Origin of the sequence: Legionella sainthelensi, from assembly GCF_900637685.1 — a bacterium.
GTDB classification, from domain to species: Bacteria; Pseudomonadota; Gammaproteobacteria; order Legionellales; family Legionellaceae; genus Legionella; species Legionella sainthelensi.
Genome location: NZ_LR134388.1, coordinates 2,083,917 through 2,098,436, shown reverse-complemented (window position 1 = coordinate 2,098,436; position 14,520 = coordinate 2,083,917). Strand labels below are relative to the sequence as shown.

The following is a 14,520-nucleotide window of genomic DNA, read 5'->3' as shown; positions in this document are numbered from 1 at the left end:
AAAAAGGGAATTTTATCACGTTTGGAGTTAACGGATATACAAGTTGCATACTATGATTCGAAAGAACAAATTACTAAAAATGAAAATACACTTATCGAATTGAATCAAGACAAAAATGACTATATTGAATCATGGAATACAAAAATCCGTGATCTACAGGAAAAATTGGCGCAATCACAATTTAATTTAAAAAAACTGATAGAAAACATTAAGTTAACTGAAACCGTTGTGAGTCCAGAAGATGGAATTGTTTCAAATGAGTATGTGAAGCCAGGTGATTTCTTAACCGAAAAGCAAACACTCATTAATATCATCACTCATAATAAAGATTTAGAGGTTATTGCCTTTTTTAATGCTGATGTTGGTAAAAAAATTGTTGTGGGTATGCAATCTAAAGTTTTCCCTAAACATGTCAATGTACTTGAATATGGTGGAATAGTTGGCAAAGTTACTTTTGTGAGTGAGCTACCTATAAGTCCTGAAGGTCTTGAAAGTATTTTAGAAAATCAAAAAATGGCTGAGGTATTTGAACAAAATGGGCCTGTTTTTAAAGTAAAAATAGAACTAGAACATTCGTCTGATACCCCAACAGGGTATCTTTGGACTACCTCGTCAGGCCCCAAAGAAAAGCTATCAATTGGTACTGTTACGAAGGTGGAGATTGTCGTTAAAAAAGAACATCCTCTTTCTATAATTTTACCAATTTTAAAATCGACAAAAAACTGGGTAATGAATAAAAATGATTAAATTTGATCTTGATCCTGGTTTATTAAATACTCCGCATAAGCGAGTTAAAACTACCACTATTCTACAAATGGATGCTATGGAGTGTGGTGCCGTTTGTCTTGCAATCATTCTTTCTCACTATGGTCTATATATTTCTGCCGAGGAAATGCGTGAAGCCTGTGGTGTTACTCGTGATGGTTCAAAAGCAATCAATATCATCAAAGCCGCTAGATCTCTAGGCATGAATGCTGAAGGTAAACGAATTCAGGAAATAGATACCCTTCGTTATATGCAAACACCATTTATTATTTTCTGGAAATTTGAGCATTTTATGGTAATTGAAGGGATTATAAAAAATAAAGTATATATCAATGATCCGGCTACAGGTCCTAGAGTTATTACTATTGAAGAGTTTGATAAAGGTTTTACTGGTGTGGTTTTGCGCATTACACCCAGTAAAGAGTTTAAAGCTGGAGGTAAAAAAGAAAAAACAGTTCTTGATTTACTGCGTGATCATTTAAAGGGAGACTCAACAGAAATTATTTATATTGTTCTTGTTTCGGCTCTTTTGTCAATTCCGCAAGCATCTTTGGCTTTGTTTATTGAGTTTTTTGTTGACAATATTATTGTTAAACATCAAAAGCAATGGATGCCAGGTTTTATTATTGGCATGACGATCACTTTAATTATTACGATAATCCTTTTGTGGATTCAGCAATATTATGTAGTCCGCTACAAATTAAAATTTTCAATCAAACGAATTCCAGAGTTTTTCAATAAACTTCTGCACTTACCTATGAACTATTATCTGCAAAGGGCTACTGGTGATATTGCAAATAGGGTGCATATTTTTGATGAAATAGCGGCAAAAACAACTGATTTTTTATCCGAATCAATCATTGGGATTTTAAGTATATTAATTTATTCTGCGCTGATTCTCTTAATTAATCAAACCATTGGATTGATTACAATTTTTATTACTATATTAAATTTTTTAGCAATTGTACTTACCAAGAGAAAAATAATAGATCTTGGTCGTCGTTACTCACAAGATCATGCAAAAATATACGGCATTGAATATAGTGGTGTCCAAATGATTGAGACCCTAAAATTTATGAATGGAGAAAATCGTTTTTTTTCTCGATGGTTAAGTTATAAATCTAAGCTCATTGAATCAGAACAAAAAATTGATTTTTATACCGCGCTTATTTCTTTATTACCTAGCGTTTTGTATTTCTTCAATCTAGTTTTTCTGGTTATCTTGGGTCTTCATTTTATTATACAAGGAACGATGACTGTTGGTGGTTTAATTGCGATTTATACTTTATTGCTTCTTTTTTCTGGTCCAGTGATAGAAATTGTGGATAATTTTTTGAAAATCAATGAGCTTAAAGCAGATTTAATTCGAGTTAATGATGTTTTACTGGCGCAACAAAATGATAAGGCAATAGAGGAAAATGATATAAAATCAAATAACTTGGTCGATATAAAAGATCTCTACTTCGGTTATTCAAAACTAGAGGCTCCTATCTTGTCGGAAATTAATATTCATTTGAAAAAGGGCGGTACAGTTGCGATTACAGGTCTTTCAGGTGGTGGAAAATCTTCACTGCTCAATTTGATTTGCGGACTTTTTGAGCCTTGGTCAGGTCAAATTTATCTCAAAGGAAAAAGCATAAAAAATTATACGCCCAAAGAACTGTTTAAGATGGTTTCCTATGTTGACCAACATGTTTTTCTATTTGAAGGAACTATTCGCGATAACCTTACCATGTGGGATAGAAGTATTGATGAAAAAACCATCATTGAGGCTCTAGAGGCTGCCTGTATTTATGATTTAGTTAAATTAAAAGGAGGCCTTGACTACCCTATTCAGGAAGGGGGAAGTAATATAAGTCTTGGACAAGCACAAAGAATTGAATTAGCACGGGCTTTGCTAAAGAAACCTGAATTGATTCTTCTGGATGAGGCAACCTCAGCTCTCGATTCTCTCAGCGAGGCCAAAATCTATGAGAATTTGCGTAAAATGAATTGCAGCTTTCTCATTGTCACTCATCGTTTGAGCGCCATAAAATATTGTGATGAAATTATTGTCATTGAAGATGGAGGCGTTATTGAAAGAGGAGATCATGAACAATTAATGAAGCTCAACGGACGCTATAAGGGATTTATCGAAAGGGATTACTTATTATGAATGATTCAGAACTTGAGGATATTGCCCCCGGATTATTAAAAATTCAGCAAGTATTGGGTCATAAAGATACCAAAACCCATTCCATTTCAGATAATAAAAAATTATTAATTGACGCTTTATTGCATTTAGCTGAATTGATGGAGGTTAGTCTTAAAATACCTAGTGGCGATCTTGGCGACGATCTCGATGATTTAATGGAGAAAATTTCAACTCACTCAGGTATTCGAATACACAAAATGACACTTGAAGAAAAATGGTGGAATCATGATCTCGGTATTTTTCTTGGGTTTATGGATAATTCTCCATGTGTTTTAGTACCTAAAAAAAATGGTGGTTATCAATGTTCTACTCCAACTGAAGTTATTACTTTATCTCCAAATCAATTAAATAAAATAGACACTTATGGTTTTTCATTTATTAAACCGCTTCCTAAAACAGCAACCAAACTCTTAGATATTCTTAAATTTTCATTCAGTACTCTAAAAAACGAATTGCAATCAATTCTATATTTGCAATTAGGATTAAGTCTTATATTGATGAGTTTACCTATATTAATGAGTTACTTTTTTAATAATTTTAGTCAATTTATAGAATCTGGACAGATTACACTTTTAGCAATTCTCTTAATTATCAATACATTAATTTTCTTCTTACTATCAATCAATCAAACGGTTCTCATGTTAAATCTTCGTTTTAAAATACAAAGACGGCTTGAACCAGCGATTTGGGATAGGCTTCTTAAATTAACACCCACTTTTTTTCGCCAATTGAATGCCGGAGACATTGCTTATCGTGCAGGGGTTGTTTCAACCATTCAAGAAATGCTTACCCAATCAACAATTTTATCTCTCTTTAGTGTGATCGTTGCTTTTTTATCTTTTATTTTAATGTGTTATTACAACCTGATGCTTGCAGTTTTGGCGTTAGTAAGTGTTTTTGTAATTAGTTCTGCAATTCTTTTCATTAGCCATCGTTTGCTTATTCATCAGCGCAAAGTCTACGAATATCTGACCAAGCTATCTGGTTTTGTTTTTCAAGTAATCAGTGGCATTATGAAATTTAAGGCATCAGCAAGTGAATATCGAGCGTTTAATATTTGGTCTGATTATTTTTCCAATCTTTTAATTGCAAGATACAAAGCAGATAAGATAAGGATTAGTATACATATTATTCATGGCTCCTTACTCTTGCTCATGACTCTTATTCTCTTCTGTATTTATTTTTACTTCAACAAGCAGATGCAAATTGGTACTTTTATTGCTTTTAATGCAGCATTTTCGCAATTTTTTTCAGCTTTGCTTACGCTGACTACGTTTATTTCGTCAATTTTGATTATCGTGCCTCTTTTTGAACAATCACTAATTATTTTTGAAGCAAAAGTCGAACCGTTGCAGCTTGGAGGTAGCCATATAAAGATAGAAGGAAAAATTCAAATCAAGAATTTATCTTTTCGCTATGAAGACAATCAGCCATTAATTTATAAAAACATTAATTTATTAATTAATCCTGGCGAAGTCATTGGGATCACTGGAAATTCTGGATGTGGTAAATCAACTTTATTCCGAATTTTATTGGGATTAGAAAAACCATTAGATGGTCAAATTTTTTATGATGACATTAATATGGACATGATTAATTTAGCCAATTTGCGACAACAAATCGGGGTTGTTACCCAAAAATCAGTACTTACACCGGGAACAATACTCGAAAACATTATTGGTAATGACAAACATCTCACGAGAAATGATGCATGGAATATTGTTTATCACCTGGGTCTGGAACAAATGATCTCAGCTTTACCTATGGAGATGGATACTTTCATTAATGAGGGCATGCAATCTTTGTCAGGCGGAGAACAACAACGAATTGTTCTTGCACGTGCTTTGATAAAAAAACCAAAAATTTTATTTCTTGATGAAGCAACAAGTGCTCTTGATAATCAAAATCAAACAAAAATTCAAGAGTATTTGGCAAAACTAAACATCACACAGATTGTTATCGCTCATCGTCTCTCCACATTAAAAAGTGCATCACGAATTTTGGTGATCGATGAAGGACGGATTATACAGGAAGGCAATTTTGAGCAATTAATTCAAACCGAGGGATATTTTGCAGAGCTTGCCAAATTCCAATTTCCTGATTTTGAGAATAAAACTCAAAAGACTTGATGTTAGCGTAAAATGTGTATGACAAATTATCTAAATATAGCAAATCTTTAATTGATTATTTAAAAGTATCATTTAAAGTCACTGAAAAATAGGGGCGGCTTTCTTTACAAAAAAAGTATGGGATCGAATCATATATTTTCACATTTTCAAAAAAATACATCTATAGTTAACAATAGCTAGTTTATTTAGGATTGAAAATTAAATATCTGTTAAACAAGGAGATGTATATGGAATATGTACAAGTTGATGATTGCACTCGCGTTTTTGTACAGGATTGGGGCTCTGGTAAACCAATTGTATTTATATCTGGTTGGCCTTTTGACCATCGTTGCTATGAATATCAATTTACTCAGATACCGAAACATGGCTTTCGTTGTATTGGCATCGATATGAGAGGCTATGGAAAATCGGATAAACCTTGGGGCGAGTACAATTATGATGTTTTTGCGGATGATATTTTAAAAGTTTTACGTCATCTTAATTTATATAATGTCACACTGGTAGGTCATTCAATGGGTGGTGCAATATGTATTAACTACTGTGTACGCCATCATAATGAGCGAGTTTCTGGGATGGTATTGCTAGGTGCCGCAGCGCCTATTTGGACGCAGCGCTCAGATTACCCTCATGGTTTAACTATTGATCAATGTAATGAATTGCTCAAATTGTGTTATTCCGATCGACCTCAGTTATTGGAAAATTTTGGAAAGCTCTTTTTTCATAAAGAAGATTCTGTCAGTCCCAAATTTGCGGATTGGATGCAGAATATGGGTATGGAAGCATCTCCCTACGCAACTGCGGAATGCATCATTGCTCTGAGAGATACCGATCAACGTAAAAATTTAGAACAAGTTAAAGTACCAACCGCTATTTTTCATGCTCCTGCCGATAGAGTTTGTCCTTTTGGCTTGGGTGAAGCAATGCATAAGGGCATTAAAGGTTCCAAACTTATCCGTTTTGAAAATAGTGGGCATGGGTTATTTTATGATGAGTGGGAAAAATGCAATGACGAGCTGATGAAGTTTGTTAATGAACAGAACTAATAAGATCATAATGCTTTCCCCCGGGTTATCTGGGGGACAACACTTGGGATAGATCATTAGATGAAATCCAAAACCGTACTAGATCCTGTAGCTCAGACTTTTTTAGACCAAGTGAATAGCCAGCCCGGCCCCAAATTTCATGAGCTTACACCCCAACAAGCACGGGATGCATTTAAGCATCTACAGACATTAGTTTCTGTTAATAAAGAACCGGTAGATACTGAAAAACATGAGCTTCCTGTGGGGCCAAATGGTAAAGTAAGTATACGCATCCTTCGTCCACCTGGTACCCTCGGAGTTTTGCCAGTATTGGTTTATGTACATGGAGGGGGTTGGGTGCGAGGTGATTATAAAATGTACGAACGTATGTTAAGCGCTTTGACGAATGGCTCGGGTGCAGCTCTAATTTTTGTGGAGTTTCAAAGGGCACCAGAAGGACAATATCCAATCCCGATCGAAGAAGTTTATGCTGTGGTCCAATGGATTGCAGAAAATGGGAGTCAACTCAATTTGGATGTTTCACGGTTAGCTATTGCTGGAGAAAGTGCAGGAGGAAATATTGCTGCTGCAGTAACTCTTTTAGCAAAAGAGCGTAAGGGACCAAAAATTGGTTTTCAGCTTCTTCTCTACCCTGTGACAAGTGCAACGTTCACTCAGGCATCCTATCAGGAATTTGCAAATGGTTATTTTCTTTCTGTAGAGGCAATTCAATGTCTTTGGGATTTCTATTGTCCTGATATCACTATACGGAATCAACCGACCGCATCACCACTCATGGCTACTCTTGACCAATTATCCGGGCTACCTCCTACACTTATTATTAGTGCTGAGTGCGATGTAACGCGTGATGAATGTGAGGCTTATGCTCACAAACTTATTGAAGCAGAAGTTCCCGTTTTGTCGGTACGGTTTGAAGCTACTGTCCATGCTTTTCTTATGCTGGATGCACTCGCAGAAACCCAGGCTAGCAGGGGGGCAATGGCTCTTATATTTTATAAACTACGTGATTTTTTTGAGAATTAGAAACCCGGGATAAATTACGGATCTAATAGGTTTTTAATTTTATGCCAAATTACACAATAACTTCAATGTTGTATTGATTCATGCTTATTGCAAATAAATAGACCGAGATATGTATCGTCACACATCACGGTCTTAAGTAGGGACAAAACTAGATCTTCATCAATCTATCCGAAACCTGAACTTGTTTAGCTTGAGCAGTTTTAGTAAGTTCAGCGCTCTTCAGTGCAGTGGCTCGGGCTACTCCAGCTCCTCCTGCTTCTTTGCCAACAGCGGGGGTTAAACTGATTACTAATTTACCAGACTCAACATCCTGTAACGTTTCATCGGATAAGTTTTTTATATTTTCAGCAAATTGATTTACCAACGACTCAATAATGTGTTCGCGTTTCATCTTTTAATACCTCTAATTTCTTGCATCTGGAATAAAACTTCAAGATGCTAACAACTTTAGTCAATTTTTAAATAGTCCAATGACCATTTAAGGTAGATCCGTCTGGCTTCTCACAATAGAAAAAGAAAAGTCATATCCTTAAAATTTTCTCTCAATTAAAAACCCAATGGCAATGCAAAATAAATCCATTATGGTTTATTATGAATCAATCTTCAAATTAAGTTTAGTTCACCCAGTGAATTAATACAAACGCATTCAGCTCTAGATAATTAATTTTTATACCGTGAATTTGTGAATCAGTTATAGGACAAGACACTCAACATATCCATGATGTAGGGTATGTTAATTGCAAGAAGAACCAGATATGGATTATCCACATCTGGTTCAAAAATGGAAGCTCTCCGTCAAGAAAATCTATTTGATTTCTCTTTTTTGTTTAACGGCAAGAGCAGGGCGTGCTGCTTCAGGGAGTTTTCTAGCTGGTTCTACAGCTTTTACTAATGAGGCTCTGCCTCCTGCTTCTTTGCCAACAGAGGGCGTTAAACTGATTACCAATTTGCCAGATTCAACATCCTGTAACGTTTCATCAGATAAGTTTTTTATATTTTCAGCAAATTGATTTACCAATGATTCAATGATGTGTTCGCGTTTCATTTTATGATACCTCATGCTCACTTACATCAAAAATAAGTCAAGATGCTACAAACTTTAGTCCACTTCTGACGAACATAATGGCTCTAATTACTTACCTCAGCGCTTTTGCTCTTTCCGCAATAGCTGGTGACGCTGCTCTTTTTGCCTTTGCAGCATCTAGTGCTGACTCTTTAGTAAGAATATACCCTTTGCCTCCTGCCTCTTTACCAACAGCGGGGCTTAAACTGATTACCAGTTTTCCAGACTCAACATCCTGTAACGTTTCATCGGATAAGTTTTTTATATTTTCAGCAAATTGCTTTACCAATGATTCAATAATGTGTTCACGTTTCATTTTATGATACCTCATACTCACTTACATCAAAAATAAGTCAAGATGCTACAAACTTTAGTCCACTTCTAACGAACATAATGGCTCTAATTACTTACCTCAGTGTTTTTACTCTTTCCGCAATAGCTGGTGACGCTGCTCTTCTTGGTTCAGCAATACCCTTTGCAGCAGCTAGCGCTGGCTCTTTAGCAATAGGTCCCTTGCCTCCTGCTTCTTTACCAACAGCGGGGGTTAAACTGATTACTAATTTACCAGACTCAACATCCTGTAACGTTTCATCGGATAAATTTTTTATGTTTTCAGCAAATTGATTTACCAACGATTCAATAATGTGTTCGCGTTTCATCTTTTAATACCTCTAATCTGTTGCATCAAGAACAAACTTTCAAGATGCCTCTTTACTTTAGTCTACTTCTGAGCAATATCATGGCCTTAACAGAGTAACCTTTTTGGTTTCTAGGAGTAGAAGAGACATGCCCTATACTCTTCTTTAGTAATTAACAACCATTTTATGGTTAAAGTCTGACCATATTCAAGTTAAGTTTAGTTCACCAAGCGAACTAATACAAACAAACCATATTTTAAAATGAGTCTACCTTTTATGGTTCTAAGTTGAAAAAGATCACCTGTAATAAGTAATGAGTCTTAATATTAGAAATAATAAATCGATGTTTCTCGCCGATTTATATTAAGTTACAGTCGTAAAGTGAGTACATCACATGGAGCGTGATTTACAGTAGCATGCGCTGTGCTTCCTAAAAAAGTGTGGAGTGTAGAAGAGTGACTGCCTAAAATAATGAGCTGACAATTTAATTCTTTTACTTTATTGAAAATATGTTCTTTGACGGAGCCTACTTCAACAAACTGTTGCTCAATGGGAATATTAAAATTCTCACCTATCAAAGCTAAAACAGTTTGTGCGTCATCTTTGGCAGGATTTGCCAGCTCTGTAAATCCTAGTCCTTGGGCAAGTTGGAAGCTTGCAGGTAATTCAATGACATGCAATAAAAAGAGTTTGGCATTAAATTGTTGTGCGATAGTAATTGCTTTTGCTGTGAGATGATTATGTTCTTTAAGCAAATCCGTAGCAAATAAAATATTTTTATACATGACAACCTCACAAATGAACTGTTATTGTAAATTGTAGTTGATTCTACACTATAATTACCTATTTTATTTCATAAATTGAAAAAAATTGGCGAGAAAGAGCTTAATGCCAACTTAGCTCCAAGGTATAGAAACCTCATTAATTTTGTTCAGCAAACAGGTGCCTAAGCTGCAATTTTATATAGGTTTGGGGTTTATTTCGTTTAAGGGAATTAACACAAAATCCCTCAACTGGATGTATGGATGAGGAATAATGAGCTTTTTTGATTGGATAATTCGTTTTTCATAATACAGAATATCAATATCAATTATTCTTGGTCCCCAACGTTTTTTGCGAACGCGACCTTGCTTTTTCTCAATTTGCTTGCAGGCGCTAAGTAATTGTAAAGGTGATAAGCGAGTGCTTATTTCAATAACTGCGTTACAGAAGATTTGTTGGCTCTTTAATCCCCAGGCCTTGCTCCAGTAAAATGATGAAATTTTAGTTACTGCTGTTAGCCGTAATGCTCTAATGGATTGGATTGCTTTGCGAAGTTGGCGTTCGGGGCTCTTCTGATTTGAGCCTAGACCTAAATAACATGTGTTCATTGACCATCACTTGTTCTGGGTTTTCGACGTCGCTTTTTACGTTTAGGAAAGTCGGGTGTAATTTGTGCAACCATTTTTGCTTGTTCTTCTTCATTGGCATCCTGAAAAGATGTCCACCATTGCGCTAACTCCATGGATTCATCTCCAGCTAACGAGCGTAGGGCCATAAAGTCATAAGATGCTCTAAAACGCGGATGTTGTAGAAGATTAAATGCCCTTCCTCCTAGCCGTTTTGCAAAACGGTATTGTAATAACCAGATTTCTCGAATAATTTGACTGTAACGTTTGGGAATAGAAATAATTCGGTTTTGTTCTGAAATGACAAAAGACATAGCTTGTTCTATAGAGGGCAGCGGGTCAATGCCTGTACTCTGTAATTGTTTTGATTGCTCAACCATTGGAAACCATAATAAAACGGCAAACAAAAATGCAGGAGTAACTGGTTTTTCTTCACGAATACGGGTGTCAGTATTTTCAAGCGCAATTGCTAATAATGCATTTATTGGGTAAGCACTACCTAATAATTTATGCGTTTGCGGAAATAGATGTTCAAATAAACCATACTGCATGAGTAATTTTTGTACTGTTTCTGCATTGCCACATTGGTACAATTTAGTCATTTCATCAAATAAACGAGAACTGGATACATGGGTGATGAGATGATTAATTTCTGGAAAGGGGGCTGCAGTTTCTGAGGCCAGTTTAAAATTTAATTTGGCACTGAATCGAATAGCACGTAACATTCGTACAGGATCTTCTTGATAACGTTTGATTGGATCACCAATCATTCGAATCAATCTTTCTTCTACGTCTTTAACTCCACCCGTAAAGTCAATAATAGATGAATCGTTAATGTTATAGTAAAGTGAATTAATGGTGAAATCTCGTCTCCATGCATCTTCATCAAGAGAACCGTAAGCATTATCGCGAACTAACATTCCACGTTCATTTGTTACTTGATTTTCATCAAGAGCTACATGGCCTCTAAAGGTCGCCACTTCGATGATTTCGCGGTGAAAGAGTATATGAACCAACTTGAAGCGACGACCAATAATTCGACCATTTCGAAACAAGCTTTTGACTTGATTCGGTGTTGCATTGGTTGCGACATCAAAATCTTTTGGTGCTTTATGAAGTAATAAATCCCTAACACTACCACCCACAATATATGCTTGAAATCCTGCACCTATTAAACGATTAAGCACTTTAAGCGCATTACTGCTAATATCTGTTTTGGATATGTTATGTTTATTTCTTGGTATTATATAAGCAGAATCAACAGGTGCAATATGAGCCCTATTTCTCTTTAACAGCTTTTTAATAAACTTGATGATCTCAGTATCTCACAAAGATTGACGAAACATGCCTATTATAACCAAGCAAATAAATAAAGTGAATCATTTACCTTTATAAATCTTAGGCTAAGATTATATCATAGACCAAATTTTGATATCAGAGGATTTAATGGATTTTCTAGGTGTTATTACGAGTTTAATTGTATTAATTATATTAGAAATTGTTTTAGGGATTGATAATTTAGTCGTTTTATCTATTTTATCAGAAAAACTTCCTGTGCATCAGAGAAAAAAAGCAAGGCGTTGGGGTCTGACATTTTCTTGGGTTACTCGTCTGATGTTGCTCGCTCTAGCTGTGAATATGATCAAATTAACTAAACCATTATTCACAATCGATCAATTTTCTTTTTCGTTGCGTGACTTATTTCTTATGCTTGGCGGAGCATTTTTAATTTGGAAAGCAACGGACGAGATTCATAATGATTTTACAGAAGAACCCTTAGAGCCTAAAAAGAATATGCATTCCTTTAAAGCAACATTTGGCATGGTTATCTTACAAATTGCAATAATGGATATTATATTTTCTTTAGACAGTGTACTCACTGCAGTGGGTTTAACGTCACGATTTTGGGTAATGGCTGTTGCAATTACATGCGCGATCCTCATCATGATTTTTGCCAGTGAAATTGTGAGTGCTTTTATTCAAAAGTACCCAACACTTAAAATGCTCGCACTAAGCTATTTGATTTTAATAGGAATGATACTCGTAGCAGATGGTTTTTCTTTCCATGTGCCTCGAGGATATGTATATTTCGCGATGGGATTCTCCTTAGCAGTTGAGTCTTTGAATTTATTAAAGCACTCAAGTCAAAAAAATAAAAAAACATCGGGAAAATAAGTATGCTGTATGTTAAAGCGTTTCATATTATTGCCATGGTTGCCTGGTTTGCAGGCCTATTCTATTTACCACGATTATTTGTCTATCATGCAGACACGCATGATGCGATTAGCCTTAATCGATTTAAAATAATGGAAAGGAGACTTTATTATGGTATCACTTGGCCTGCTGCTCTTTTAACCACCATATTCGGTTTATGGCTTCTCAGTTATAATCCAGGATATTACCTTAAAGCAGCTTGGATGCACGCTAAGTTGGGTTTAGTAGTTGTTTTGTGGACCTATCATTTGTTATGCGGCCATTATTACAAAGCATTTGCTGAAGATAAAAATAAAAAAAGCACGCGCTTTTTTCGTATTTATAATGAATTGCCCACTTTATTATTGATAGGTATTGTTATTTTAGTCGTGGTAAAACCATAAACTTCATAATTTATTTTTAATGAATAAATCCGTAAACATGCTCATTTTTGGCATAAAGCTAAAAATGGCACGTTTACGACATTTCTTTCTATTCAATTTCTACCATTTCAAAATCTTCTTTACCCGCACCGCAATCTGGGCAGAACCAATTCTCAGGAACATCATCCCATAGCGTGCCAGGTGCAATCCCATCTTCTGGCCATCCTTCAGCTTCATCATAAATAAAGCCACAAATCACACAAATGTATTTTTTATATTCTTGCATAATGACACTCGGTTAAAAGGGTGTAATTTATCTACTGTAAGCTTAGATGTAAAGTCAATCTGTGTATTTTGCAATTATTCAGAATAGTTGTACCATACACTCCAAAATTTATGGAGGTATTTATGTCGCGTTCAATAGACTTATTTCACCAAGCTCAGACGCTTATTCCTGGTGGTGTGAACTCACCTGTTCGTGCCTTTAAGGGGGTCGGAGGAGAGCCTATTTTCTTTAAACAGGGAAAAGGGGCGTATCTTGTTGATGTTGATGATCGAAATTATATCGACTATGTAGGATCTTGGGGACCATTAATACTCGGGCATTGCCATCCTAAAGTCATTGAGGCAGTAAACAAGGTGCTTTACAGTGGAATGAGTTTTGGAGCACCCACTGAACTTGAAGTAGAATTGGCTGAAAAAATTATTTCTTTAATTCCTTCAATTGAAAAAATACGTATGGTGAACTCAGGGACTGAAGCCACAATGACAGCTATTCGGTTAGCAAGAGGATTCACTGAGAAAAATAAATTTATTAAATTTAATGGCTGTTATCATGGGCACAGTGATGGCTTGCTGGTAAAGGCGGGTTCTGGTCTGCTGACATTAGGTATTCCTTCAACACCAGGAATTCCACAAAGTGTTACTGAGCATACTTTGACTGCAGATTTTAATAATTTAGAACAAGTTGCCCAATTATTCGAAAGTTTCCCAGAAGATATTGCTGCCGTCATTCTTGAACCAGTAGCAGGAAATATGGGATTTGTTTTGCCGGAGCCAAAATTTTTACAGGGTTTGCGTCAATTATGTGATCAGTATAAAACGCTACTAATATTTGATGAAGTTATGACTGGATTTAGAGTGGGGCTAACTGGTGCACAAGGCATATTTAATATAACCCCTGATTTAACTACTTTAGGGAAAGTAATCGGTGGTGGGATGCCTGTAGGCGCTTTAGGCGGTAGAGCTGACATTATGTCATTTTTAGCTCCAGAGGGTCCTGTCTATCAAGCAGGTACTCTTTCTGGGAATCCACTTGCTATGGCAGCTGGTCTTGCTACGTTATCAGAAGTTGAAAAGCCAGATTTTTTTGCTGAATTAAGTCGTACAACCCAAGCATTAACCAGTGCTTTAGCCTCCGTTGCAGAGGCATTAACTATTCCATTTTTTACTGAATCGCTAGGTGGCATGTTTGGTTTTTGTTTTACAGAAAAAACGTATATTGCCAATTATGCGGACGTAGCTGCATCAAATGAGGCTCTATTTAAAAAGTTTTACCATGGCATGTTGGAAAAAGGAGTTTACTTCGCTCCTTCAATGTATGAAGCTGGATTTGTTTCGAGTGCCCATGGAGAAAAGGAAATTCGTAAAACACAAGCGGCGGCTGAAGAGGTGCTAAGCCAACTAAAAAGATAATGGTAT

The 14,520-nt window shown here is 35.8% G+C and carries 16 protein-coding genes; 8 read left to right on the top strand and 8 right to left on the bottom strand.

All coding sequences use genetic code 11. From position 1 onward, the window contains the following. Positions 1–21: 21 nt before the first annotated feature. The 5 genes from EL220_RS09225 (at position 22) to EL220_RS09205 (ending at position 7,154) form a co-directional block, all read left to right on the top strand. Positions 22–747, top strand: coding sequence for an HlyD family efflux transporter periplasmic adaptor subunit (locus EL220_RS09225; RefSeq protein WP_232002360.1), 726 nt, complete (start codon positions 22–24; stop codon positions 745–747). Continuing rightward, a complete protein-coding gene (locus tag EL220_RS09220) occupies positions 740–2,920 on the top strand; it encodes a cysteine peptidase family C39 domain-containing protein (protein ID WP_027269803.1) in 2,181 nt (726 codons plus the stop codon). The genes EL220_RS09225 and EL220_RS09220 overlap by 8 nt, the downstream gene beginning before the upstream one ends. Then, positions 2,917–5,088 (top strand): ATP-binding cassette domain-containing protein, encoded by a 2,172-nt coding sequence (locus EL220_RS09215; RefSeq protein ID WP_027269804.1) that lies wholly within the window; start codon positions 2,917–2,919, stop codon positions 5,086–5,088. The genes EL220_RS09220 and EL220_RS09215 overlap by 4 nt, the downstream gene beginning before the upstream one ends. A gap of 227 nt (positions 5,089–5,315) precedes the next feature. Then, positions 5,316–6,131, top strand: coding sequence for an alpha/beta fold hydrolase (locus tag EL220_RS09210; RefSeq protein WP_027269805.1), 816 nt, complete (start codon positions 5,316–5,318; stop codon positions 6,129–6,131). A 60-nt stretch (positions 6,132–6,191) separates the two neighbouring features. Further along, positions 6,192–7,154 carry an alpha/beta hydrolase gene (locus EL220_RS09205; protein ID WP_027269806.1) on the top strand — a complete coding sequence of 321 codons (963 nt, stop codon included), beginning with the start codon at positions 6,192–6,194 and terminating at the stop codon, positions 7,152–7,154. A 148-nt stretch (positions 7,155–7,302) separates the two neighbouring features. On the opposite strand, the gene EL220_RS09200 is transcribed toward EL220_RS09205, so the two are convergent. The 7 genes from EL220_RS09200 to pcnB form a co-directional block, all read right to left on the bottom strand. Then, on the bottom strand, positions 7,303–7,545 hold the full coding sequence (locus EL220_RS09200) for a hypothetical protein (protein WP_027269807.1): 243 nt from the start codon (positions 7,543–7,545) through the stop codon (positions 7,303–7,305). A gap of 414 nt (positions 7,546–7,959) precedes the next feature. Continuing rightward, on the bottom strand, positions 7,960–8,199 hold the full coding sequence (locus EL220_RS09195; RefSeq protein WP_035905619.1) for a hypothetical protein: 240 nt from the start codon (positions 8,197–8,199) through the stop codon (positions 7,960–7,962). A 91-nt stretch (positions 8,200–8,290) separates the two neighbouring features. After that, on the bottom strand, positions 8,291–8,533 hold the full coding sequence (locus EL220_RS09190) for a hypothetical protein (protein WP_035905622.1): 243 nt from the start codon (positions 8,531–8,533) through the stop codon (positions 8,291–8,293). A gap of 91 nt (positions 8,534–8,624) precedes the next feature. Beyond that, entirely contained in the window at positions 8,625–8,876 is a 252-nt protein-coding gene (locus tag EL220_RS09185) for a hypothetical protein (RefSeq protein WP_035905624.1), read from the bottom strand. Positions 8,877–9,223: 347 nt separating this feature from the next. Then, positions 9,224–9,640, bottom strand: a complete 417-nt coding sequence (locus tag EL220_RS09180) for a universal stress protein (RefSeq protein ID WP_027269808.1) — start codon at positions 9,638–9,640, stop codon at positions 9,224–9,226. A 174-nt stretch (positions 9,641–9,814) separates the two neighbouring features. Next, complete coding sequence (gene folK / locus EL220_RS09175) at positions 9,815–10,225, bottom strand: 2-amino-4-hydroxy-6-hydroxymethyldihydropteridine diphosphokinase (RefSeq protein WP_027269809.1); 411 nt, start codon at positions 10,223–10,225, stop codon at positions 9,815–9,817. Further along, a complete protein-coding gene (pcnB, locus tag EL220_RS09170; RefSeq protein WP_051544691.1) occupies positions 10,222–11,538 on the bottom strand; it encodes a polynucleotide adenylyltransferase PcnB in 1,317 nt (438 codons plus the stop codon). Before pcnB ends, folK begins: the two co-directional genes overlap by 4 nt. Positions 11,539–11,689: 151 nt before the next feature. Here pcnB and EL220_RS09165 point away from each other — a divergent pair, with 151 nt between their 5' ends. Together EL220_RS09165 and hemJ are read left to right on the top strand one after the other, a co-directional pair. Next, entirely contained in the window at positions 11,690–12,418 is a 729-nt protein-coding gene (locus tag EL220_RS09165) for a TerC family protein (protein WP_027269811.1), read from the top strand. Between the two features lie 2 nt (positions 12,419–12,420). Next, complete coding sequence (gene hemJ / locus EL220_RS09160; RefSeq protein ID WP_027269812.1) at positions 12,421–12,840, top strand: protoporphyrinogen oxidase HemJ; 420 nt, start codon at positions 12,421–12,423, stop codon at positions 12,838–12,840. An 88-nt stretch (positions 12,841–12,928) separates the two neighbouring features. On the opposite strand, the gene EL220_RS09155 is transcribed toward hemJ, so the two are convergent. Further along, positions 12,929–13,105: a rubredoxin gene (locus EL220_RS09155; protein WP_027269813.1), complete on the bottom strand. Its 177-nt coding sequence runs from the start codon at positions 13,103–13,105 to the stop codon at positions 12,929–12,931. 122 nt (positions 13,106–13,227) lie between these two features. On the opposite strand from EL220_RS09155, the gene hemL reads away from it, so the two are divergent. Then, positions 13,228–14,514: a glutamate-1-semialdehyde 2,1-aminomutase gene (gene hemL / locus EL220_RS09150; protein ID WP_027269814.1), complete on the top strand. Its 1,287-nt coding sequence runs from the start codon at positions 13,228–13,230 to the stop codon at positions 14,512–14,514. The last annotated feature ends 6 nt before the right edge of the window (positions 14,515–14,520 follow it).